At 67.5% G+C, this 22,288-nt stretch carries 21 protein-coding genes and 1 pseudogene; 9 read left to right on the plus strand and 13 right to left on the minus strand.

All coding sequences use genetic code 11. The features are described 5' to 3' along the window. Positions 1–3: 3 nt before the first annotated feature. The gene (locus AC5Y43_RS09600) at positions 4–267 is read left to right on the plus strand and encodes a DUF4190 domain-containing protein (RefSeq protein WP_499971841.1); all 264 of its coding nucleotides are present in this window, start codon (positions 4–6) and stop codon (positions 265–267) included. Here AC5Y43_RS09600 and AC5Y43_RS09605 read toward each other — a convergent pair. Beyond that, complete coding sequence (locus AC5Y43_RS09605; protein WP_499971843.1) at positions 264–1,439, minus strand: acyl-CoA dehydrogenase family protein; 1,176 nt, start codon at positions 1,437–1,439, stop codon at positions 264–266. The genes AC5Y43_RS09600 and AC5Y43_RS09605 overlap by 4 nt on opposite strands. Before the next feature lie 219 nt (positions 1,440–1,658). Between AC5Y43_RS09605 and AC5Y43_RS09610 the strand changes: the two genes are divergently transcribed. The 4 genes from AC5Y43_RS09610 to AC5Y43_RS09625 all read left to right on the plus strand — a co-directional run bounded on the left by AC5Y43_RS09610 (position 1,659) and on the right by AC5Y43_RS09625 (position 5,446). Continuing rightward, positions 1,659–2,309 carry a TetR/AcrR family transcriptional regulator gene (locus AC5Y43_RS09610; RefSeq protein ID WP_499971844.1) on the plus strand — a complete coding sequence of 217 codons (651 nt, stop codon included), beginning with the start codon at positions 1,659–1,661 and terminating at the stop codon, positions 2,307–2,309. 212 nt (positions 2,310–2,521) lie between these two features. Beyond that, a complete protein-coding gene (locus tag AC5Y43_RS09615; RefSeq protein ID WP_499971846.1) occupies positions 2,522–3,724 on the plus strand; it encodes a cytochrome P450 in 1,203 nt (400 codons plus the stop codon). Positions 3,725–3,761: 37 nt separating this feature from the next. Continuing rightward, complete coding sequence (locus tag AC5Y43_RS09620; RefSeq protein ID WP_499971848.1) at positions 3,762–4,601, plus strand: mycofactocin-coupled SDR family oxidoreductase; 840 nt, start codon at positions 3,762–3,764, stop codon at positions 4,599–4,601. An 11-nt stretch (positions 4,602–4,612) separates the two neighbouring features. Continuing rightward, positions 4,613–5,446 (plus strand): SDR family NAD(P)-dependent oxidoreductase, encoded by an 834-nt coding sequence (locus tag AC5Y43_RS09625; RefSeq protein ID WP_499971850.1) that lies wholly within the window; start codon positions 4,613–4,615, stop codon positions 5,444–5,446. A 718-nt stretch (positions 5,447–6,164) separates the two neighbouring features. Here AC5Y43_RS09625 and AC5Y43_RS09630 read toward each other — a convergent pair. The 8 genes and pseudogenes from AC5Y43_RS09630 to AC5Y43_RS09665 all read right to left on the minus strand — a co-directional run. Next, a pseudogene (locus AC5Y43_RS09630) lies at positions 6,165–6,806 on the minus strand (PPE domain-containing protein); the annotation flags it as partial. 306 nt (positions 6,807–7,112) lie between these two features. Further along, positions 7,113–9,557 (minus strand): CaiB/BaiF CoA-transferase family protein, encoded by a 2,445-nt coding sequence (locus tag AC5Y43_RS09635; RefSeq protein ID WP_499971851.1) that lies wholly within the window; start codon positions 9,555–9,557, stop codon positions 7,113–7,115. Further along, on the minus strand, positions 9,554–10,675 hold the full coding sequence (locus AC5Y43_RS09640; protein WP_499971852.1) for a M24 family metallopeptidase: 1,122 nt from the start codon (positions 10,673–10,675) through the stop codon (positions 9,554–9,556). The genes AC5Y43_RS09635 and AC5Y43_RS09640 overlap by 4 nt, the downstream gene beginning before the upstream one ends. Then, a complete protein-coding gene (locus tag AC5Y43_RS09645; protein ID WP_499972214.1) occupies positions 10,665–11,852 on the minus strand; it encodes a M24 family metallopeptidase in 1,188 nt (395 codons plus the stop codon). The genes AC5Y43_RS09640 and AC5Y43_RS09645 overlap by 11 nt, the downstream gene beginning before the upstream one ends. 71 nt (positions 11,853–11,923) lie before the next feature. Continuing rightward, complete coding sequence (locus tag AC5Y43_RS09650; RefSeq protein ID WP_499972215.1) at positions 11,924–12,985, minus strand: amidohydrolase family protein; 1,062 nt, start codon at positions 12,983–12,985, stop codon at positions 11,924–11,926. 160 nt (positions 12,986–13,145) lie between these two features. Then, positions 13,146–14,387, minus strand: coding sequence for a cytochrome P450 (locus AC5Y43_RS09655; RefSeq protein ID WP_499971854.1), 1,242 nt, complete (start codon positions 14,385–14,387; stop codon positions 13,146–13,148). A 1-nt stretch (position 14,388) separates the two neighbouring features. Then, the gene (locus tag AC5Y43_RS09660; RefSeq protein WP_067327441.1) at positions 14,389–14,583 is read right to left on the minus strand and encodes a ferredoxin; all 195 of its coding nucleotides are present in this window, start codon (positions 14,581–14,583) and stop codon (positions 14,389–14,391) included. An 11-nt stretch (positions 14,584–14,594) separates the two neighbouring features. Continuing rightward, on the minus strand, positions 14,595–15,260 hold the full coding sequence (locus AC5Y43_RS09665) for a TetR/AcrR family transcriptional regulator (RefSeq protein ID WP_499971855.1): 666 nt from the start codon (positions 15,258–15,260) through the stop codon (positions 14,595–14,597). Between the two features lie 110 nt (positions 15,261–15,370). Between AC5Y43_RS09665 and AC5Y43_RS09670 the strand changes: the two genes are divergently transcribed. Together AC5Y43_RS09670 and AC5Y43_RS09675 are read left to right on the plus strand one after the other, a co-directional pair. Next, a complete protein-coding gene (locus AC5Y43_RS09670) occupies positions 15,371–15,616 on the plus strand; it encodes a FitA-like ribbon-helix-helix domain-containing protein (protein WP_499971857.1) in 246 nt (81 codons plus the stop codon). Beyond that, entirely contained in the window at positions 15,603–15,998 is a 396-nt protein-coding gene (locus AC5Y43_RS09675) for a type II toxin-antitoxin system VapC family toxin (RefSeq protein WP_499971859.1), read from the plus strand. The genes AC5Y43_RS09670 and AC5Y43_RS09675 overlap by 14 nt, the downstream gene beginning before the upstream one ends. Before the next feature lie 3 nt (positions 15,999–16,001). Here the strand turns inward: AC5Y43_RS09675 and AC5Y43_RS09680 are convergent, their stop codons facing one another. Further along, positions 16,002–16,823, minus strand: a complete 822-nt coding sequence (locus AC5Y43_RS09680; protein WP_499971861.1) for an SDR family NAD(P)-dependent oxidoreductase — start codon at positions 16,821–16,823, stop codon at positions 16,002–16,004. A 149-nt stretch (positions 16,824–16,972) separates the two neighbouring features. Between AC5Y43_RS09680 and AC5Y43_RS09685 the strand changes: the two genes are divergently transcribed. After that, on the plus strand, positions 16,973–17,728 hold the full coding sequence (locus AC5Y43_RS09685; RefSeq protein ID WP_499971863.1) for an SDR family oxidoreductase: 756 nt from the start codon (positions 16,973–16,975) through the stop codon (positions 17,726–17,728). A gap of 313 nt (positions 17,729–18,041) precedes the next feature. After that, positions 18,042–19,634 (plus strand): multicopper oxidase family protein, encoded by a 1,593-nt coding sequence (locus AC5Y43_RS09690; RefSeq protein WP_499971865.1) that lies wholly within the window; start codon positions 18,042–18,044, stop codon positions 19,632–19,634. Here the strand turns inward: AC5Y43_RS09690 and AC5Y43_RS09695 are convergent. The 3 genes from AC5Y43_RS09695 to AC5Y43_RS09705 are packed head-to-tail and all read right to left on the minus strand — an operon-like array spanning position 19,631 to position 22,268. Further along, positions 19,631–20,461, minus strand: coding sequence for an alpha/beta fold hydrolase (locus tag AC5Y43_RS09695; RefSeq protein ID WP_499971867.1), 831 nt, complete (start codon positions 20,459–20,461; stop codon positions 19,631–19,633). The two genes, AC5Y43_RS09690 and AC5Y43_RS09695, sit on opposite strands and share 4 nt — an antisense overlap. Continuing rightward, complete coding sequence (locus AC5Y43_RS09700; protein ID WP_499971869.1) at positions 20,461–21,453, minus strand: cyclase family protein; 993 nt, start codon at positions 21,451–21,453, stop codon at positions 20,461–20,463. Before AC5Y43_RS09700 ends, AC5Y43_RS09695 begins: the two co-directional genes overlap by 1 nt. After that, complete coding sequence (locus tag AC5Y43_RS09705; protein WP_499971870.1) at positions 21,441–22,268, minus strand: coniferyl-alcohol dehydrogenase; 828 nt, start codon at positions 22,266–22,268, stop codon at positions 21,441–21,443. The genes AC5Y43_RS09700 and AC5Y43_RS09705 overlap by 13 nt, the downstream gene beginning before the upstream one ends. Positions 22,269–22,288: the final 20 nt, after the last annotated feature.

Consider the following 22,288-nt stretch of genomic DNA (forward strand, 5'->3'; position numbering starts at 1 on the left):
GCGATGAGTGAGCCCGGTGCGCCCCGAAACGAGGTCGGCGTCGCTTCGCTGCTGGTGGGCATGGTCGCGCTGCTCACCTGCTGGCTGCTGATCGGCGTGCCATTCGGCATCGCCGCGGTGATCACCGGCGACATCGGCCGCCGTCGCGCGCAGCGCGGCGAGGCGAACAATCCGCGAATCGCATTGGCGGGCATGGTATTAGGGGCGGTGTCCATCGCGGCGGGGCTCGTCGCGATCGGCTACTACGCGTGGTCGGACGCCCGCTAGTTGCGGGGCAGGCCGAGCACCCGCTCGGCGATGATGTTCCGTTGGATCTCGGAGGTCCCGCCGGCGATGGTCGCGGCGAAAGTCCGCGCGTAGCGATCGAACCAGCTGCGGTAGTGGCTGTCCAGGTTCAGCGGCGCGAACGGGGCGGTCACCTCGTGGTACCCGAGCCCCTCTGCGCCTGCCGCGTTCAGCGCGTTCTCGCAGGCGCGCTGCAGCGCCTCCGAGCCCAGCAGCTTGAGCACCGACTGGGCCGGCACGTCTTCTTCCCCGCGGGCGGCACGGGCCAGCGTGGCCGACCCCATCAGCCGCAGCGCGTAACAGTCCATGACCAGGGTCGCGTAGTGATCGCGCTGCACCATTCCCGACGGACCGAAATCGACCGTCATCGCGTGCAACATCTCGGCGTAGTCCAGCCACAGCATCGCGCGTTCGTGACCCAGCGAACCGGTGGCCACCCGCCAGCCCGCGTTGAGCTCGCCGACCAGATTCTCGGCCGGCACCCGGGCGTCGGTGAAAAACACCTCGTTGAAATCGACGTCCTCGCTGTCGGACACCGACGCGAACGGGCGGCAGACTACGCCGGGGGCGTCGGTCGGTATCAGTAAAGCGCTGATGCCCTTGTGCTTTGGGGCCTCGGGGTCGGTGCGCACGAAGGCCAACAGCACGTCGGCGTCGTGGGCTCCCGACGTCCACACCTTCTGTCCGTTTACGACGAAGTGGTCTCCGTCAAGCACCGCCCGTGTCTTCAGCGACGCCAGGTCCGAGCCCGCACCGGGTTCGCTCATCCCCAGCGACGCGGTGATCTCGGCCCGTAGGATCGGCACGGCCCACCGCCGCTTTTGTTCCGGGGTGCCGAACGTCAACAACGACGCCGCAATGATTCCCACGCCCTGGGGATTGAAACTCTGATAGATGCGCCGCCGCCCCAGCTCCTCCAAGTACACGTACTGCTGCAACAGCGTCGCGTTGCGGCCACCGAATTCGGGCGGGTTGCCGGGCAACAGCCATCCGCTGTCGAACAGCAGCCGTTGCCAGCGCCGGGCCCACTCCGGAATGTGCGAGCTCGACCGCGGCCGCTCGACCGCCTCGCCCTCGGACGGCAGGTGCGCGTCCAAGAACGCCACGAACTCGGCGCGGAACGCCTCGACATCGGCGTCAAAGGTCAGCTGCACGGCACTCCCTGCAGGGTGGTTTCCGGATTCTCCGGGACGGCGCGCTCTGCTCTTGCAGATTCCGCTTCCATACACACGTGTAAGAGAATAGTATTCTCGTCGTGAGAAAGTTACAATCTCCGACACGGCGTCCATAGGGGGTCGAGCGCACCGATGGCACGGCGTTCTCCGGTAGAGTCCAACCATGTTCTCCGCACGCGGCAACCGTCCGAGCCGCCCGTGACCAGCCCGAGCGAAGAGCCGGCCTGGAAACAACGCGCTGTCGAGCGATCCATCAAGACCGCGAAACTCCGAGCGGCTCAGCGCGTTCAGCGCTTCCTCGACGCCGCGCAGGCGATCATCATCGAAAAGGGCAGCACCGACTTCACCGTCCAGGAGGTCGTGGACCGGTCCCGACAGTCGTTGCGCAGCTTCTATCTGCAGTTCGACGGCAAGCACGAGTTGCTGCTCGCCCTGTTCGAGGACGCGCTGAGCCGGTCGGCCGACCAGATCCGCGCCGCCACCGAAAGTCACAGCGACCCACTGGAGCGCCTGCAGGTTGCCGTGGAGCTGTTGTACGAGGCGTCGCGACCCGACCCGACGGCCAAGCGGCCCTTGTTCACCGACTTTGCGCCGCGATTGCTGGTCACGCATCCGGCCGAAGTCAAGATCGCCCACGCTCCACTGCTGGCATTGCTCACCGAACTCATGGAGGCCGCAAGCACCGCCGGAAAGCTGCGCACCGAGGTCAACCCGAAGCGGGCGGCCGCCATGACCATGCAGACCGTCATGTTCATCGCGCAGTCCAGCGGCGGCTCCGACGACGCCACGGTCCACCCCATCACCGCCGACGAGGTGTGGGACTTCTGCTCGCGCGGATTCGTCGCCTGACACGGTCCGGATCCGCTCCCCCACCGTCAACGAGCTGAGCAAATAGCGCACGCTAGTTGCCTCGCGAGAATCGTATTCTCTAATATCTAGAACCAGACCTAGCCGAAACGGATTCGTCGTTGACACCTGTTGGTGCCGATGACAGAGTTCACAAGCGGCACGATCCGCGATTCCGGGCGAGCGCGGACCCGGCGAGAGGCGATTGATTACCCGTGACAGTCAGCGCGGCCAGCGAAGTCTACTTCGACCCGTACGACGTGGGGCTCAACGCCGACCCTTATCCGATGTTTGCCCGGCTGCGCGAAGAGTCGCCGCTGTATCACAACACCGAACACGACTTCTACGCCCTGAGCCGCTTCAACGACGTCGACGACGCGTTGGTCGACTACCAGACCTTCAGCTCGGCCAAGGGCGCGATCCTGGAAATCATCAAGGCCAATATCGACATTCCGCCCGGCACCGTCATCTTCGAGGATCCACCGATCCATGACATCCACCGCAAGTTGCTCTCGCGAATGTTCACCCCGCGCAAGATCAACGAGCTCGAGCCCAAGATCCGCGAATTCTGCGCGCGCAGTTTGGATCCGCTGATCGGAGCGGACCGGTTCGACTTCGTCGCCGACCTCGGCGCGCAGATGCCCATGCGGGTGATCGGCATGTTGCTCGGGGTTCCCGAGGAAGATCAAGAAGCCGCACGCGATTTCGCGAACGCCCAGATGCGCACCGAGGCCGGCAAGCCGATGGATACCAGCGCCGAGGGCATGGTCAACCCCGAGTTCTTCGGCCAATTCATCGATTGGCGCGCCGAGCACCCCTCCGACGACATCATGACCGAACTCCTCAATGCCGAGTTCGAGGACGAGACGGGGACCGTTCGCAGGCTCACCCGCGACGAACTCCTCACCTATGTCAGCGTGGTGTCCGGCGCCGGCAACGAGACCACGACGCGGTTGATCGGCTGGACCGGAAAGGTGCTGTCCGAGCATCCCGATCAGCGGCGCGCCCTGCTGGAGGACCGGTCGCTGATTCCCGCTGCCATCGAGGAGCTGCTGCGTTTCGAGCCACCGGCCCCGCACGTCTCGCGCTACGTCACCCGAGACATCGAGTACTACGGCCAGCGGGTGCCCGAGGGCAGCGTCATGATGATGCTGATCGGCGCCGCCAACCGCGATCACCGCCAATTCCCGCCGGACGGAGACGTTTTCGACATCCGGCGTGAGACGCACCAACACCTGACCTTCAGCGTCGGCACGCACTACTGCCTAGGGTCGGCGCTGGCGCGCCTGGAGGGCCGCATCGCGCTCGAGGAGATCCTCAAGCGCTTCCCCGAGTGGGACGTCGACCTCGCCGAGGCCAAGCTCTCCCCGACTTCGACGGTGCGGGGATGGGAGACAATGCCGGCTGTTCTCCGTTGAGGCGCAGCCGATCACAACCGAAATCAGAGAGGTAGTCATGACTGGACGTGTTGAGGGCAAAGTCGCTTTCATCACCGGGGCGGCGCACGGCCAGGGGCGCAGCCACGCGGTGCGTTTGGCCCAGGAAGGCGCCGACATCATCGCGATCGACGTCTGCAAGCGCATCGTGGAGACCTCCCCCATCCCGCCGGCGACGCCGGAGGAGCTGGCCGAGACCGCAGACCTGGTCAAGGGCCTCAATCGCCGGATCTACACCGCCGAGGTAGACGTGCGTGACTATGACGCGCTGAAGGCCGCGGTGGACGCCGGCGTCGAGGAACTGGGGCGGCTGGACATCATCGTGGCCAACGCCGGCATCGGCAACGGCGGCGACACCCTGGACCAGTGCAGCGAGCACGACTGGCAGGAAATGATCGACGTGAACCTGTCCGGCGTGTGGAAGACGGTGAAAGCCGGTGTGCCACACCTCATCAAGGGCGGCAACGGCGGGTCGATCATCCTCACCAGCTCGGTGGGCGGGTTGAAGGCCTACCCGCACTGCGGCAACTACGTCGCCGCCAAGCATGGCGTGGTGGGCCTGATGCGTTCGTTCGCTGTCGAGTTGGGGCAGCACAACATTCGCGTGAACTCCGTGCATCCCACGCACGTCAGCACCGGGATGATCATGAACGAGGGCACCTGGAAGATGTTCCGGCCCGACCTGGAGAACCCGGGCCCCGAGGACATGGCCCCGATCTGCCAGATGTTCCACACCCTGCCCGTTCCGTGGGTCGACGCCGAGGACATCAGCAACGCGGTGTTGTTCTTCGCCTCCGACGAGGCGCGCTACGTCACCGGGGTTACCCTGCCCGTCGATGCGGGTAGCTGCCTGAAATAGGGTTCCGTCCCATGGACGGATTTGCAGGGCGCGCGGCGGTGGTGACCGGCGGAGCGAGCGGCATCGGTCTGGCCACCGCCACCGAGTTCGCCCGCCGCGGTGCGCGGCTCGTGCTCGCCGACGTCGATCAGCCCGCGCTGGAACGGGCCGTGGCGGAATTGCGCGGGGAGGGCTTCGATGCGCACGGCGTGCAGTGCGACGTCCGCCATGTCGAGGAGATGATGCACCTGGCCGACGAGGCATTCCGCCTCCTCGGCCAGGTCGACGTCGTGTTTTCCAACGCGGGCATCGTCGTCGCCGGCCCCATCGCGCAGATGACGCACGACGACTGGCGCTGGGTGATCGACATCGATCTGTGGGGTTCGATCCACGCCGTCGAGGCGTTCGTGCCGCGGCTGCTCGAGCAGGGCACGGGTGGCCACATCGCGTTCACCGCGTCGTTCGCCGGGCTGGTGCCCAACGCCGGGCTCGGCGCGTACGGCGTTGCCAAGTATGGCGTTGTCGGCCTGGCCGAGACGCTGGCCCGCGAGGTCAAGGACAGCGGCATCGGTGTGTCGGTGCTGTGCCCGATGGTGGTCGAGACGAAGCTGGTGTCCAACTCGGAACGCATCCGGGGCGCCGACTACGGGCTGGCCTCGGCGCCCGATGCCGCAGGCGACTTCGGCCTGCCGGCGCAGGACGACAGCGTCGGCGTCGACGACGTCGCCCGGCTGACGGCCGATGCGATCCTGGCGAACCGCCTGTATATCCTGCCGCACGAGGCGGCCCGCGGCTCGGTCAAGCGCCGGTTCGAGCGGATCGACCGGACGTTCGACGAGCAGGCCACCGAGGGGTGGCGGCACTAGCGGCCTATTCGCTAGGCGGCGGAACCAGCCCGTCCTGGGTCGCCAACTGCGCGGCCAACTGCTCCAGCTGCTCCTGCAGGCCCGGCGGCAACTGCGTAAATACCGACATCAGTTCCTGCACCAGCGCCGGATTGCTCTGCGCCAGGTTCACCAGGTCTTGCACCAAAGCCGGATTGTTCAGCAACAGCGTCGATATGTCGTTGAATACCGCGGGATTCTGCAATAAGTTCAACGCGCTCGCCAATAGCGCGTGATTGCCCGCGACCGCCGTCACCAGGTTGTTCAGCACCGCCGGATTGCCCGCGAGCAACGTCACGACGTCGTTGAAGATGGTCGGATTGGCCGAGACCGCGCTGATCGCGTCGACAAACGCGGTCGGATTGCCGGCGAGCGCCACGACCCCCTGGGCCACCACGCCGTCGGCCGCCTGCCCGACCGCCGTGGCCGCGCCGTCGACCGCGTGCACCACGGCCGTGGCGGCGCCGTCGACCGCGTGCACGACGGTCGTGACGGCGCCGCCCACCGTGGTCCCAACCTCTCTGACGGCAGCTTCCATGGCGGCTCCCGCCGGAGTGGAGGTGAGGGCGCGGACCGCGGGCGCGGCGGCCTTGGCCATCTCCCCGGCCGCCCTCGTCGCCGCCCTCGTCGCTGCCTTTGCGACCGCCGCGGTGCCGGTGGACATGGAGGTTGCGACCGCGCCGAACGTAGTCGACAGCTGCGAGCCCATCGCCTTGGTGCCGCTGATGATGGTCACCGAAACGAGGGACGCGATCAGCCCGTACTCGACGGCGGTGGCCGCCGGGTTAACGCCTGCCGCGGCCGCCACCTGGCCCGGCAGGCCCTGCAGCGCCTGCTGCCAGGGCGTCAGCTGCGCGGCGGCGGCCGACGCCCCGCCGTGATAGCCCACCATCGCCGCCACGTCCTGGGCCCACATCTGTTCGTATTCGGCCTCCTTCTCCGCGATTGCGGGGGCGTTGAAGCCGAACAGATTCGAGACCACCAGCGACACCAGCTGATCGCGATTGGCCACCACCGTGAGCGGATGCACCACCGCCGCACGCGCGGCCTCGAACGCGGAGACGACGGCCTTGACCTGGGTGGCCACCCCTCCGGCCTGGGTCGCCGCGACGGTGAGCCACTGCGCATACGGGGCGGCCGCGGCCGTCATCGCCTGCGACGCCGGCCCCTGCCACGACGAACTCACCAGACCCGAGGTCACCGACGAAAACGAGTCCGCCGCCGACCCCAGCTCACCGGCCAGCCCGTCCCAGGCCGCCGCGGCGGTCAGCATCGGCTCCGAGCCGGCGCCGGAATACATCTGCGCCGAATTGACCTCCGGCGACGACGTCAAGAAACTCATCACGCCCGTCCTTTCCGATTGGATTCCGCCAAGAAATTCGCGGTGTTCGGCCGGCAATTACGCACCATGACGACAAGGACTTTATGAGAGTCGTGTCGAATTGTCAGCATTTTGCGCGGACGTCATTTACGTATTCGCGACATTGAAAAATTGGTTAATGGTGCCGATTTTGACGGTAATTGCCGCCCGATCGAAACCGGAAGTTATTGCATTGGCGGACAAACCGTCGCAAACGCCGCGAAACCGGGCCCGGCAAGAAACTCCGCGCAAGTCAAACGGCGACGTGCGCGATCCGTGCGGTGCGCGTCAGGTCGCCGCGTGCCACGCGGGTGCGGTGCCGATGATGCCGTCGGCTTCGAGGGCCGCGATCTCGGCCGGGCTCAAACCGAGCCCGGACAGCAACTCGTGGTTGTGCTGGCCCAACGTGGGGGCGGGATCGGCGTGGAACAGACCCGGGCCGCCGGAGAGCCGCATCGGCACGGTGCTGAGTTTTGCCCGGCCGCTCAGCGGGTGGTCGACTTCCTCGAAGAAGTTCCGATACGCGAGTTGCTCCAGCTCGGTCTGGCGGTGGGGCTGCAGCACCTTGCCCACCGGCACGCCGGCGCTCCAGAGGGCCGCAACGACGTCGTCGGCGCTGCGCTGCTGACACCACGTGGCCAGCCGTTCGTCGACCAGGTCCTGCTGCGCGCGCCGCCCCGCCTCGGTTGCCAGTGTGGGATCCGCTGCCCACGAGGGTGATCCCAGCGCCTCGCGCAGGCGTTCCCACTGACTGTCGGCTTCCACCGCGATCGCGACCCAGCTGTCGAGCCGGCCGAATTCGTCGACGTCGGCGGTGCGGTAGACGTTCTGCGGCGCCGCTGTCGGTCCCCGGTTGCCGGCGCGCTGCAGGACCGCGCCGTAGGCGGTGTACTCGATGATCTGCTCGGCGGAGATGCTCAGCGCCGCGTCGACCATCGCCGCCTCGACCAGCACCCCCTGCCCGGTGCGGCGGCGGTGCTCCAGGGCCAGCAGCACAGCGTTGAGCGCGTGCACACCGGCGTTGGGGTCGCCGATCGAATACGGCTCGTACGGGGGGCGGTCGGGGTAGCCGGTCAGCCAGCTCAGGCCCGACGCGGACTCGATCGCGTACGCGAACGCCGGGTTGTCGCGCCACGGCCCGTCGAGGCCGAACCCGGGCATGCGCAGCATCACCGCGTCGGGCCGAACCGCTTGCACCGCCGCGAAATCCAGCCCGATCTGGTCCAGCACCCTGGGGGTGAAGTTCTCCACGATCACGTCGCACGTCGCGATGAGTCGCAGTAACAACCCCCGCCCCCGCGGGTTCTGCAGGTCCAGCGCCAGGCCCTTCTTGTTGGTGTTCAGCGCCGCGAAGATCGGCGACTTGTCCCACCATTGCTTTTCGCTCACCGGTATCCCGGCGATGAGCCGGGTGCCGTCCGGGCGGCGGGCGGATTCCAGGTGGATGACCTCGGCGCCGAGCATGGCCAGAAAGTGCGTGCAGCTCGGCCCCGCCCAAAACGTCGTCATGTCCAATACCCGAAGCCCGCTGAACGGCAACCGTTTCGGCGAGCCCGAGCCCGTCGGCGCGGGGCGTGGCGACGCCGGCCTGTCCCGGTGCAGCGCGGTGTGTTCGCCCAATCGCGGCGCGGGTCCCGGTGGGCGCAGCTGCGCGGGCCGCATGCGGTAGGGGTGGCCGGGCTGGTGGAAGTCGCCGCGGGGATTGCGCACAAAGGAACCGCGTTCGGCGAAGTGGTCGAGAAAGGCGATGGTGGCGCCGTTGGCGACCGGGGCGTTGGGAATCCGGAATGCCGTTGCGAGATCGCGGATCTCGTCGACGAGGTTGGCCTCCACCCAGGCGTAGATGTCTTCGGCATGGACGTTGGCCTGTTCGGTGATCGTCAGCGGCGACTCCTCGTCGATCCACTCCGGATGGCCGACCATCGCACACAGGTCGAACCACTGCTGCGCGGTGCCGCAGCCGAGGTCGACCAGGCCGTCTTTTGCCTGGGCCACACCCGGCACCGTGAGCCGGCGCGCGTCTCGCCAGGGCCGGCCGAGCATTTCGAAGTAGGTAACCGGGTAATAAGTCAGGCAAAGGATTTGGGTCTCCAGTACCGACAGGTCGATGAGTTCCCCGCGTTGCCCCTGCGCCGAGTCGCCACGGCCGAAGCGCGACGCCATGGTCGCCGCGCTCGCGTAGGCCCCCGCCATGTACTCGCCGACGCGCCCGCCGACGAAGACGGGCGCCCGTTCGGGCAGTCCGCGTCCCAGTCCGACGATCCCGCCCGACCACGCCTGCAGCGTGAATTCGGTTGCCGCCCGGTCTTTCCAGGGCCCCTCCAGGCCGAACGGCGTGATCGAGACGACGGTGAGGTGGGGGTGGTCACGGTGGATCGTGGCGGGGGTAAATCGCTCGTGTTCGGCCAGTCTCGAACCGCGGGTCCAGACCACGGCGTCAGCCGCGGCCAGTAATCGGTTGACCAGCTCGAGGTCGTCGCCGGCGTCGGGGTCGGCGACCACGCTGTGCTTGGAGCCGGACAGATAGCTGAACAGCGCGCCGTCGGCGCCGGCGGGGATGGCGGCGCCCGAGGACGACCATCGCCGCAGCGAATCACCCTCCGGCGCTTCGACTTTGACGACGTCGGCACCGCCGTCGGCGAGGAGTTTCGTGCAGTAGGCGCCCGCAATGCCGGTGGACAGGTCGACCACCGCGTAGCCGGTCAGGGGTGGATCGACACGCCCTCCGGTCACGCCCGCCATGACGGGCTCGAGGTCAGCACTTCCGGGCCGTCGGCGTTGATCAACACCGCCTCCCGGCCGAACACCGCACCGATGCCCTGCTCCCAGACGTAGCCCGTCACGGCCAGCGCCATCCCGGGCTCCAGTCGCTCGGCGGCCGCGCTTCGGGGAAGGTGCTGGGAGACGACCGGCGGGTCGAACCCCATGCCCAGGCCGCGGGCCACCGGCATCGGCGGCGCGGGCTCCCCCACCGCGGCGTAGGCGGACAGCAGCTCGTCGGACGCGGCGCCGGGCCGACACGCCGCTAATAGATTGGCCCACAAGTCATCCCAGCGCCGGTAGAGGCCGGCGGAGCCGGTGTTGCCCACCGGCCACGTCCGTCCCACCTCGCCGACGTAACCGCCCGCCAGCACCCCGGCCGAAAAGGCCACCAGGTCGCCCTCGCCCACGCGCCGGTCGCGACCGGGCCGACTGACCCGCCACGGGTGCTCGCGCGACGTCACCCACGCGACATCCTGATTCGACGGGGTGCTCACGCCGCCGGCCGCCACCGCTTCCAGCAGCACCCCGGCCAGCAGCTGTTCGCTGACCCCGGGCCGCAGCTCGGACACCGCGGCGGCCAGCCCGGTTTCGGCGACCGCGATCGCCTCCCGCAGGGACTGCACCTCCTCGGCCGTCTTGATGCGCCGCGCGGCGCGCATGGCCAGCTCCCCGTCGACCAGCTCGGCGTTCGGGAACGCCGTCGGCAGCAGCTGAGCGAAAGCCGGTGATAGCGCGTCGGTTCCGACGCGGCGTGCGGTGGCCGCGCCGTCGATGCGCTGCAGCGCCGCGATGGTGTTCATCGGATTCCACGAGATGCCGTACAGGTTTTGGTGGGGGATGTCGTCGGGGACGCCCTCGTCCCAGGTGCTGAGCAGATGTATCGCGCCGGTTTCGCGCACCAGCACGCAGGTCGGGCCGAACGGCCGGGTCCCGGCGACCCACAGCTGGGGTGCGCCGGTGATGTACCGGACGTTGGCCTGCCGGCCCAGGACCAGGACGTCGAGGTCGCGCGCCGCCATCTGCTCGAGCGCCCGTTGCCGGCGCCCGGAGCGCAGCGCGCGACTGTCAGGGCAAACTTCAACTGACATGGGAGACATGGGAGCCATAGGGGTCGTACGGGTAGTCGGTCAATTTAATCCAGCCGTCGTCGGTGATCACCAAAACCTCTTCGCTGCGGTAGCCGCCGGTGCCGTCCTCCCAGACCACCGGCTCGAGAACCAGCACCATCCCGGATTGCAGGACGAAGTTCTCGTCGAACTCCTGGCCGAGATCCGTTCCGATCATGGGCATTTCGGCGGCGTTGACGCCGATGCCGTGGCCGAGGTAGAAGTGCGGCAGCCACGGCTTGGTGCCGCCGTTGGCCTTGATCGCGGCGCGCCCGAGATCCGCGGCGGTGGCGCCCGCCTTGGCGACGTCCAGCACGGCGGTCATGATCTCGAACCACTTGTCGAACTGCGCCTGCTGGCGCGGCGACGGATCCCGGCCGACGATCCAGGTGCGCCCGAAGTCCGAACAGTAGCCCTGGTAGGTGATGCTGACGTCGGTCCACAGCACGTCACCCTGGGCGAGTTCGCGTTCGGTGCTCAGCAGCGGCAGCGCCAGGTCGCCGTGTGTGGTCCACACGCCTTCGGCCTTGCTCGGCGGCATCACCTGCCAGATCGGTTCCAGCATGCTGGCCGTGGCGCCCAGTTCGAACGCACGGCGCAAAAAGCGCGCCGACAAGTCGATCTGGCGGATGCCGGGAGCCAGCGCCTGGTAGACGTCGACCATCGCCTGATCGGTGATCCGGATGGCGGTACGCATACACGACAGCTCGTCGGGTGTCTTGACCGCCTTGGCGGCGGCGACGACGGCGCCGGCGTCGGCGGGGGCGCCGCCGGGGAACAACGACGTGTGGGCGCGCGACATGGCGCCGGTGTATTCATCGACCGCGACCTTCGCCCCGGCGGGGATCAGGTCGGCCAGCGCGCGGGCGAAATTCTCTACGCCCTCGTCGAATTCGAGGTAGACCGGCCCGTGCAGGTGATCGGCCGGCAGGTCCGACTCCAGCGAGGCACCTTCACGAAACGGCAGGAACAGGTGCGGCGAATCGTCGCCCGCGAGCACCACCGCCACCGGCCGCTCGACGTAGGACAGCCCGGCATCGCCGAGCGGCCAACTGGTTCCCGTCGCGTACACCACCGCGTTGTTGCCCAGCAGGACCATCGCGTCGACGCCGCGTTCGGCCATCGCCGAGCGCAATCGCGCCCCCGTCTCGCGGCGCATGCGCGCCAGGTCGGGTGCGTCGGGGATCACCAGAGCATTACTGGTGGTACCGGCGGGCTGAGCGAAAGTCGTCACAAGCCAAGGAATTCCGTGATGTTGCCGCTGACGACCCGCGCCGCGTCCGCCGGCCCGAGGGCCTCGACGACGGCGGCCAGCGACTTCTCCGAGTAGCCGTAGGTGCTCTCGTTGTGTGGGTAGTCGCTGGACCACATCACCTTGCCCACCCCGATCTTGTCGATCAGCTGCAGGCCCAACGGGTCGACCATGAACGAGGCGCTCATGTGGGTGTCCCAGTAGTAGCGCACGTCGTGCTGTAGCGGGCGGTTGAACATGTGCTGGTACGAGGCAACCAGGTGTTCGGCGTCCTGCAACGCCCAGGGGACCCACGAGATCCCGCCCTCGAACCAGCCGATCCGCAGCCCCGGGTGGTCGTCGAGAATTCCGGTGAACAGGTACTTGGCGAATTGTTCGCGGAAGCCGTCGATGTTGATCATCATGCCGACAACCACGCTGTTGAACTGGCACGGCGTTTTCGGCGGGGTTTCACCGATGTGGTGGGTGACCGGGAGCCCGGCGGCCTCGATCTCGTCCCAGACCGGCTTCATCGCGGCGCTGCCGTAGTCGATGATGTTGCCGTCGTCGTCCTTGCCGGGATTCAGCGGCAACAGGAACGTCTTGAGCCCCAACGATTTCAGCTCGTCCAACGTTCGCCGCGTGCCCTCCGGGTCCCACCAGTTGATCAGCCCGGCGCCGTAGAAGTGGCCGTCGGAGCGCTCCTGCAGCTCCGCGATGTACTCGTTGTAGATGCGGAACGCGAGTTCGCGAAGCTTCTTGTCGGGGTAGTGGAAAAGCGCCAGCACCGCGTTGGGGAACGCCAGTTCCTTGTCGACACCGTCGTCGTGCAGCTCCTGGATGCGGGCCTCGATGTTGGTGCTGGCGGCGCCGGGCAGGTCGTCGTACTGCATCAGCACCGCGCTGAAGTCACCCGGCAGGAACGACTGCCCCTTGCGCCCGACCTGATAGGCGCCCTCCTCGTACCAGATCCGCGGGGCCTTCTCCTTGAGCTCGTCTGGGAAGCGCTCGTAGAAGATGTCGGCGGCCAGCGAGATGTGGTTGTCGGCCGAGAAGACCACGGTGCCTTCCGGCAGTCCCACGTTGCTGCCGCTGGCGTGCCCGCGCCGATCCTTCGGTGCGCCAAAGCCTCCCGGCGGATAGAGCGAAACGGTGCTTGTCTGAGTCGTCATCTTTGACCCTCCATTCGGGCTCGGCTTCTTCGAGAGTAGTCAGCTTGCGTCACCAGGTCACCGGCAATTCGTAGACGCCGTACGCCAACCTGTCGTCCTTGAACGGCACCTCGTCGATCGGGATGGCCAACGCCAGCGTCGGGATGCGGCGCAACAACGTCCGGAAGACGATTTGCAGCTCCGCGCGGGCCAGCTGCTGCCCGACGCATTGGTGGCGGCCGTAGCCGAACGCGACGTTGCGGTCCGCGCCCGACCGGTGCACGTACAGGCGATCGGGCTCGGTGAAGGCGTGCCGATCCCAGTTGGCCGGGGCCAGGTCGATGATGATGCCCTCGCCGGCCTTGATGTCCTCGCCCGCGATGGCGATGTCTTCGAGGGCCACGCGGCGCTGGCCGTTCTGGATGATGCTGAGGTAGCGCAACAGCTCCTCGACCGCGTTGGCGACGATCTTGGGGTCTTCGGCGTCGCGGATGACGGCCAGTTGGTCGGGATTTTCCAGCAGCGCCAGCACGCCGAGTCCGATCATGTTCGAGGTCGTCTCGTGCCCGGCGATCAGCAGCCCGGTGCCCAACTGCGCGGCCTCTTTCACGCTGAGCTCGCCGGCCTTGACGCGCTCGGCCAGGTCGGAAACCGCGTCCTCACCGGGGTTCTCCATCTTGGCCTCGACGAGCTGGGTCAGGTACTTGTGCAGCGTCATCGCGCCCTTGACGGTGTCCTCCCCCGTCGCGTAGCGCGCCAGGCCGACGTTGGCATGGTGCTGGAACATGTCGGCGTCCTCGTAGGGCACCCCGAGCAGCTGGCTGATCACCAGCGACGGGACCGGCAGCGCCAGCGCGGTGACGACGTCGGCGGGTTGCGGTCCGGCGAGTATCGCGTCGATGTGGTCGTCGGTGATCTGCTGGATGGTCGGCCGCAACGCTTCCACGCGTTTGAAGGTGAAGGGCTTCGACAACATCCGCCGGAATCGGGTGTGCTCCTCGCCGTCGGAGGTGAAGACCGAGCGCGGCCGCTTGTGAACGGTCGACAGCATGCCCGCGTTCCAGTGCGGGAACCCCGGCGTCCGGTCGTCGACGCTGACCCGGGAATCCGAAAACAGCTCGCGCACTTGCTCGTAGCCGGTGATGAGCCACGGGGTGCTGCCGTCCCAGATCCGGACCCGCGACAGCGGCCTGGCTTCGGCAAGCGCCATGACGTCCGGCGGCGGGGCGAAGGGGCAGCCCGCCTGCCTGGCCATCGGATACTCCGGGACCTCGGCTTCGGTGGTCGCGGTGCTCGTCAACGTTTCCGACATGTCATTCCTCGATGTGGATGGCCAGGGCGGGGCACGCCGCCGCCGCGCGGCGCGCGCCCTCGGCCTGCTCGGCCGTGGGATTCGGGTTGAGCAAGACGACCACGCCGTCGTCGTCGCGCTGGTCGAACACCTCGGGCGCGTTCATGACGCAGTTGCCCGAGGATGCGCAAATGTTCTGGTCAACAGTCACTTTCACCTGCGGACCCCTTACTCGTACGGCGTCACGGGCGCCAGCCACAGGCCCACGATCGCGTCGATGAGGCCGGAAGCGGCAGCCCGCCAGGACGATTGGTGCATCGATGAACCCGCCACCAACGCGCGTTCCCGGTCGGCGCAGGTGTGCATCAGCAGGTTGCGGGCCATGATGTTGCGTTCGAAACGGACCTCGGCCGGCAGGTTGGGCAGGCAGCTGTTGACTCCGTCGACGACCTGCACCAGCGACGGCGAGCTCAGCGCCCCCTTGACGATGATGTTGTAGTAGGCCGGGTCGGTCATCGCCTGCGCCGCGAAGCGCGCGTACCAGGTGGGATTTCCGAGGTCGGCCAGATGGTCGGTCAACGGGCGCACCAGGCAGGCCACCCAGTCGCGCATCTGAACGGGACCGCCGGAGTTCAGCAGCTCGGCCACCATCTGTTCACGCAGCTGCTCGACGGGGCCGCGGTGCTTCTGCTCGATGGCGCGCACCAGGTCGGCCTTGGTGCCGAAGTGGTAACCCACGGCCGCGTTGTTGCCCTGGCCGGCGGCCTCGCTGACCTGCCGGTTCGACACCGCGAACATGCCGTGTTCGGCATAAAGCCGCTCGGCCGCCACCAGGATCGCCTCCTGGGTGGAGCTGGCCCGTTCGGTGCGGACGGCCCGGCCTGCGGTGGTCATTGGGCTAGTCAACCCCGCGGGGCGGATTAAGTCAAGCGCTTGATTTAAAAGGAGGCCACCTGCATCGACAACGCATGTAGTGGTGCATCCATGCATGTTACGATGCGATCATGCCTAAGACGATCCAGATCCGAGACCTCGACGACGAGGTCTACGCGGCATTGGTGCGGCGCGCAGCGGAAGAGGGAATCACGGTTCCCGAATTACTTCGCCAGCACGCCGCCCGGTTGGCCGCGCGGCCGTCAGTCGCGCAGTGGTTGGCGCGCACTGGCCGGCGCCCGTCGGCTGTAGCAACGGCTGATGTGCTCGCGACGTTGGACGAGTGGCGGGGCGAGTGGCCCGATGCTGATCGTTGACGCATCGTGCCTATTTGAAGTCGTCGCGGATACTCCGCGGTCAGGTGAGATCGCGGCCCGCCTGGCAAGCGACATCGACCAGGTGGCTCCCCACGTGATCGACGTTGAGGTGATGGGCGTCATCCGCGCTCAGCACTTGCGCGGACAATTGGACGGCACAGCCGCCGCGCAGGCAGTAGCCGATCTGCGCGATTGGCCCGGCGAAAGATTCGGCCACCGTTGGCTGCTAGAGCGCACATGGGAACTGCGCGACTCGGTACGAGGCTGGGACGCGTTCTACGTCGCATTGGCTGAAGCGTTCGATGCGACGCTCCTGACGCTCGACGCTCGTCTGGCGCGTGCGGATGGGCCGAGTTGCCGGATTGAGGTCATCGGCCACTGATGGTCAGTTAGCCGGACGTGAGTCACTGCGTCGGCGGATCGGCTTGCCGGCGACCGTCCCGCCGTCCACCGGCAGCACCGTCCCGGTGACGTAGCGGGACCGGTCGGTCGCGAAATACAGCGCCGCCTCGGCGATGTCGTCGGGGGTGCCCTCGCGCTTCAGCGGGCGGTCCTCCCGCATCGTCTGGCGAATCTGCGCCTCGAACCGCACGAGCTGCTCGGGATCCATGTCCAGCGCCGACTTCGACACGATCGGCGTCGGGATGTTGCCCGGCGCGATGGCGTTGACCCGAACTTCGTAGTGCGCGAATTCGATTGCCGCGCATTTGGTGAACTGGATGACGGCGGCCTTGGACGCGCGGTACGTCATCACGCCGGCGCCGGCCTGGATCCCGCCGATCGAGGTCACGTTGATGATCGATCCCCCACCGTGTTCGGCCATGTGCCGCCCGGCTTCTCGGGTGCCCGCCATCACGCCCAGGACGTTGACCCCCATGACGCGGTGAAAATCGGTCAGGTCGTCGTCGAAGAACCGGCGATGCATCTTGCTCGAGACCCCGGCGTTGTTGACCATCACGTGCAAGCCTCCGAACGTCTCGACGGCCGCGGCCACCAGCGCGCCGACCTGTTCGGGATCGGACACGTCGGTGCGCCGGAAACACGCGTTTGGGCCCAGTCCCGCGGCCAGGGCTTCACCGGCGTCGGTCTCGACGTCGGCGACGACGACGCGGGCGCCCTCGGCGACAAATCGCTCGACCATGCCGCGTCCCAGGCCGGACGCGCCGCCGGTGACGATCGCTACTTTGCCCGCGAGTTCGTTGACCACACGACGAGTTAATCGGTGGCGCCTCCGTTAAGTCAAGCAGTTGATTTAAGCTGGCGTTCGCCGTATCGCAGTACCACCCGGGTTCCATTGCCGGCGCGCCGGGGACGATGCTGGGGTGGCCAGTCATCGCAAACTCGGGAGGCTCGATAGTGAAAATTCTGGTCGTCGGCGGCACCGGACTCATCGGCTCGCAGGTCATCGCCAACCTGGCGCAGCTTGGGCACGAGGCGGTTTCGGCCTCACCGCGCTCGGGTGTCAACAGCGTCACCGGTGAAGGCCTCGCCGAAGCGGTGGCGGGCGTGCACACGGTGGTGGATGTGTCCAACTCCCCCTCGTTCGAGGACGAGCCCGTGCTGCACTTCTTCATGGCGTCGACCCAGAACCTGCTCGCCGCCGAGGAAGCGGCCGGCGTGCGGCACCACGTCGCGCTCTCGATCGTCGGTGCCGACCGCGCCCCGGACAGCGGCTACATGCGGGCCAAGATCGCCCAGGAGAAGTTGATCGAGGAATCGGGGGTCCCGTATTCGATCGTGCGGGCAACCCAGTTCTTCGAATTCGTCAGCGCCATCGCCGATTCGGCCACCGAGGGTGACACGGTCCGCCTGCCGCAAGGGGCGTTCCAGCCCATCGCCGCCAAGGACGTCGCCACGGCGGTCGCGGGCGCGACGATCAGCGATCCCACCAACGGCTACACGAACATCGCCGGCCCGGAAAAGCGGGGCATGGACGAGTTCATCCGCGCGGCCCTTGCCGCATCCGGCGATCCACGTCGGGTGGTCGGTGACCCCGACGCCCGGTATTTCGGCACGCGGCTCGACGAGCACACCATCGTTCCCATCGACGGCGAGGATCCGACGATTTACCCCACCCGCTTCAACGATTGGTTGGCCTCGCGGAACGCCTAGTGGCGATCGCAAGCCCGGCTTCGCCGGGCGCTGCGGGTCGCCGCCATCGTTGTAGTGGCGATCGCAAGCCCGGCTTCGCCGGGCGCTGCGGATCGCCGCCATCGTTGTAGTGGCGCGCTCTCGACGGGGCCGAGGGCGATGCCGTCGCGAGTTGGACCGACGCCACTGTGCGCGAGGGCATCTCGGGCGCACTTCGCGTCGACGCAATGCATAACCTCTTCGATGTTTGGCCGTGCCGGTCCTTGCCATCCGGCCAACGGCACTGCACGGTATAAGGCGCGGGGGCGAACCGACCGGAGACGAGGAGCGTTGAATGCCTGCTCAACCCGCAAGCGGGGACCCCTTCGACCGGGCGCGGCTCACCCGGCGCGGCTTCCTGGCCGCCGGCTTTGCCGGTGGATTGGCCGGCGGACTGGCGCTGACCGCCTGCGGCCAATCGAGGTCCCAGGCATCGGGCGCCTCCGCGCAGCTGGCCGCCGCCATCGCCACGGCCGAGGCGGCCCGGCCGCACAGCGGCCGCACGGTGAACGTCAGCCTGACACCCCAGCAGTCGCAGGTCGATCTCGGCGGCCCGATCGTCCGTACGTTGGCCTACGGCAACACCATTCCGGGACTGCCGATCCGGGCCAAGATCGGTGACGAGGTCGTCGTCGCCGTCTCGAATCGGCTGGACCACCCGACGTCGGTGCATTGGCACGGCATCGCGTTGCGCAACGACATGGACGGCGCCGCGCCCGCCACACCGAATATTCCGGCCGGGCAGGACTTCACTTACCGCTTCTCGGTGCCGAATTCGGGCACGTATTGGGCCCACCCGCACACCGGTCTCGACGCCGATATGGGTCTGTATCTGCCGCTCATCGTCGACGATCCGACCGAGGACGACTACGACACCGAATGGATCGTCGTCCTCGATGATTGGACCGACGGTGTCGGAAAGAGCCCGCAGCAGCTCTACAACGAACTCACCAGTCCGAACAAGCCGAGCATGCCGCCGGCGCCCGCCCCTACGACCACGAACCCGACAACCGCGACGACCTCGACCACCCCGACCACCGAGGCATCCGGGATGTCGGGAATGCCCGGCAAAAGCGAACTGCTCGGCGGCGACGCCGGTGACATCGGCTACCCGTACTACCTGATCAACGGCCGAATTCCGGCGGCGCCCACCACCTTCAACGCCAAGCCGGGCCAGCGGATCAGGATCCGCTTCATCAACACCGGCTCCGACACGGCATTTCGCGTCGCGCTGGCCGGCCACTCGATGACCGTCACCCACACCGACGGCTATCCCGTGGTGCCCACCCGGGTCGACGCCCTGCTCATCGGCATGGCCGAACGCTACGACGTCATGGTTACCGCCGCCGACGGGGTGTTCCCGCTGGTCGCCCTCGCCGAAGGGAAGAACGCCCTGGCGCGCGCGCTGCTGTCGACCGGGGCCGGAACCGCACCCGACGCGGACTTTCAACCGGACCAGCTCAACCAGCGGGTGGGGACGGTGGAAATGTTCACGGCCACAACGCCGGTCAACCTCGGCCGCCCGCAGCCGGGTGTCGAGCTGCCGGTGGTGCTGGGCGGCAACATGATGCAGTACAACTGGACGATCAACGGCAAGGCCTACAGCAGCAAGGCGGATCCGTTGCATATCCGGCACGGTGAGAGATCGACCATCACCTTCGACAATCCGACGACGATGTATCACCCAATCCACCTGCACGGCCATACTTTCCAGGTGATCAAGGCCGACGGCAGCCCCGGCGCGCGCAAGGACACGGTTATCGTGTTGCCCAGGCAGAGGCTGCGTGCCGTGCTGGTCGCCGACAACCCCGGTCTGTGGATGTTGCACTGCCACAACACCTATCACCAGGAGGCCGGGATGCAGACCCGGCTGGACTACGTTTTCTAAGCCTTGACATCGGTCGCGAAGAAGTCGAGTAGCCGCTCGTTGACCGTTGACGACTGCTCGATCTGGGGGCAGTGGCCGGCGTCACCCACCACCACCGAGCGCCCGCCGTCGATCTGCTCGGCGATCGACGCGGCCCACCCGGCGGGCAGCAGCTTGTCGTCTCCGCCCTCGACGACGAGCGTCGGCACACCGATGCGCTCGTAGGCCCGCGTGCTCGACGGCGTCGCCGAAGGCGTCGCGCCGGGGCGGCGAAAACGCGCCGCCGCCACGGCCTCCCACGCGCCTGGCGCGGTGCTCGACTCGTAGCGGCGCCGCACGTAGCCCTCGTCGGCGGGGTAGCCCGGGTCGTGGAACAGCGCCTCGACGATGCACCGCATCGCCGGCAGAGTCGCGTCGTACTGCTGTAGCGCGTCGAAATGCCGGTTCTGCTGGATCTCGCCGCCGCCGCAGATGAGCACCAACGAGCGGATCGGCAACAGCGGTGCGTCCGAGGTGATGTCGGTGAGCAGGTTGATGGCGCCCATCGAATTGCCGACGAAGTGTGCCGAGTCGATGCCGAGCTCCTCGCAGAGACGCGCCACATGCCGAATCCGCATGCCGCGGCCGTCGACGAAGTCGATCACCTTCGCCGACTGCCCGAATCCGAGCTGGTCGGGTGCCAGCACCCGGTGGCGGGCGGCGAGCGCTGCGATGTTGCGTTCCCAGCCCAGTTCGGCGCTGCCGCCGAACTCGCCGCCATGCAGCAGCACCACGGGGTCGCCGTCGCCGGCCTCGAGATAACTGGTGGTCAGGCCGTCGACCAGCGTGGTCTTGCGCTGAATCCCCATCACTTGATCGCGATCGGATTCACCGGAGAACCCACGGCGCCAACGACTCTCAACGGCGGCGCAACGAGCTGGAACTCGTAGACGCCGTCGGCCGCGCAGTCCTCGGCCAGCGCGGTGAGGTCCCAGTACTCGCCGAAGATCATCCCCATGTCGCGCAGGCACAACAGGTGCAGGGGGAACGTTATCCCCTCGACGCCGGATACCAGGTCTTCGACCTGGAGATTGTCGGCCGCGACCGCCGCGACCTCGTGATCGTGCAGCCACGAGGCGCATCGCCAGTCCAGCCCCGAGTAGCCCTCAGTTTTGTTTCCGGTCTGCAGAAACCTTGCCCACCAACCGGTCCGGATCAGCACGACGTCGCCGCGTCCGACCGTCACCCCCTGCGCGTGAACGACGTCGTCGAGTTCCTCGGGGGTGATGGGGTTCCCGGCTTCGAGAAAGACCTCCGCGCGACGATGCCGAACCAGGTCGAGCAGCACGCCCCGCGACGTGATGCCCTTGACGTCGACCTTGTCGATGCCGCAGTGGAACGCCCCCATGCTGGTCACCGAGTCCGCGGGGAAGCCGTTGTAGAGCTGGTCGTCGTAGTAGACGTGCGACAGCGCGTCCCACTGGCTGGCCGCCTGCAGCGGCATGATGATCATGTCGTCGTTGAAGCGGAACGGGTTGTCGGCCGTCATGTATCCACTCAGCTGCTTGGCCAACGGGTTTCGTGCCCACTCCGGGCCGTACTTCGCCAGTGTGCGCACGTCGCCGCCGTCCACCGTCATGACGTGCACGGGGTTGTGCCGGAACTCGAAGGCGCCCTGCGGCCCCGACGCGCCGAAGTCGACGCCGAGCGGAAACACTTTTCCGTGCCGCACCAGGCCGGCGGCCTGGGCGACCTTGTCCGCCGTGATGAAGTTCAACGTGCCCAGCTCGTCGTCGTCGCCCCAGCGCCCCCAGTTGGAGACGTCACGTGCGGCCTTGCGAAAGTCGCTCAAACTGGCCACGGAGCCCGTCCTTCCTCGAGTTCACGGGCGATGGCGGCGCCCACGTTTCCGCCGTCGACCCACAGCACCTGACCCGAGATGTAGCTGGCCGCACGGCTGTTCAGAAACAATAGGACCGAGGCCTGCTCGATGGGGTCGGAGACCCGGCCCAGGGGCTTGGGAATGTCGTCGAGGAAGCCCTGTCCGTAGGCCGCGCGCAACTGATCGAGGATCGGGGTTTCGGTGACCCCGGGGCCGGTGCAGTTGATGCGGATGCCCCGGGCGCCCAACGGCGTTGCGCTGCGCATGGTGTAGAGGATGAGCGCTTCCTTGGAGAGCTGGTAGCCGCTGCCCACCGCCTCGGGATGTCGGCGACACCAGTCGATGCCTTCCTGCATGGTCGCGGTGTTGAGCAGCGGGGCCACGGCCCGCAGATGTTCGCGGTAGCCGGCGGCCGCGAGCGAGGACACACTCGCGATGGACGATCCCGCGGCCATCTTCGGGATCAGTGCCTCGGTGAGCTGCCGCGTTCCCAGGAAGTTGATGGTGACGACCAGTGGCGGGTCGCCGATCCCGGACGAGACGCCGGCGACGTTGAACAGCGCATCAACCGGCCCGTCGACGGACGCCGCGGCGCGGTCGATCGAGGCGGGGTCGGCGAGGTCGAGCTCGTGAAACTCGTTGAGTCCGAAAGACGGACGGAGCCTGTCCAGCCCGACGACGTCGGCCCCGAGTTCGGCCAGCTGGCGCGCCACGTGTTCGCCGATACCCGACGCGCATCCGGTCACCACCGCGCGGCGGCCGTCGTAGCGCCACAGCCCGTCGAATCGTCCCACCGCTCTCCCTAGTTCAGGGG

It is taken from the genome of Mycobacterium sp. NGS57 (assembly GCF_059812405.1).

Excerpts from the sequence above, each read along its gene's own strand:
- AC5Y43_RS09690 (WP_499971865.1), top strand. The coding sequence starts at position 18,042 with ATGCCTGCTCAACCCGCAAGCGGGGACCCCTTCGACCGGGCGCGGCTC.
- AC5Y43_RS09665 (WP_499971855.1), bottom strand. The coding sequence starts at position 15,260 with ATGACCACCGCAGGCCGGGCCGTCCGCACCGAACGGGCCAGCTCCACC.
- AC5Y43_RS09645 (WP_499972214.1), bottom strand. The coding sequence starts at position 11,852 with ATGCGCCGCGAGACGGGGGCGCGATTGCGCTCGGCGATGGCCGAACGC.
- AC5Y43_RS09695 (WP_499971867.1), bottom strand. The coding sequence starts at position 20,461 with ATGGGGATTCAGCGCAAGACCACGCTGGTCGACGGCCTGACCACCAGT.
- AC5Y43_RS09620 (WP_499971848.1), top strand. The coding sequence starts at position 3,762 with ATGACTGGACGTGTTGAGGGCAAAGTCGCTTTCATCACCGGGGCGGCG.
- AC5Y43_RS09670 (WP_499971857.1), top strand. The coding sequence starts at position 15,371 with ATGCCTAAGACGATCCAGATCCGAGACCTCGACGACGAGGTCTACGCG.
- AC5Y43_RS09625 (WP_499971850.1), top strand. The coding sequence starts at position 4,613 with ATGGACGGATTTGCAGGGCGCGCGGCGGTGGTGACCGGCGGAGCGAGC.
- AC5Y43_RS09640 (WP_499971852.1), bottom strand. The coding sequence starts at position 10,675 with ATGTCAGTTGAAGTTTGCCCTGACAGTCGCGCGCTGCGCTCCGGGCGC.
- AC5Y43_RS09655 (WP_499971854.1), bottom strand. The coding sequence starts at position 14,387 with ATGTCGGAAACGTTGACGAGCACCGCGACCACCGAAGCCGAGGTCCCG.
- AC5Y43_RS09600 (WP_499971841.1), top strand. The coding sequence starts at position 4 with ATGAGTGAGCCCGGTGCGCCCCGAAACGAGGTCGGCGTCGCTTCGCTG.
- AC5Y43_RS09675 (WP_499971859.1), top strand. The coding sequence starts at position 15,603 with ATGCTGATCGTTGACGCATCGTGCCTATTTGAAGTCGTCGCGGATACT.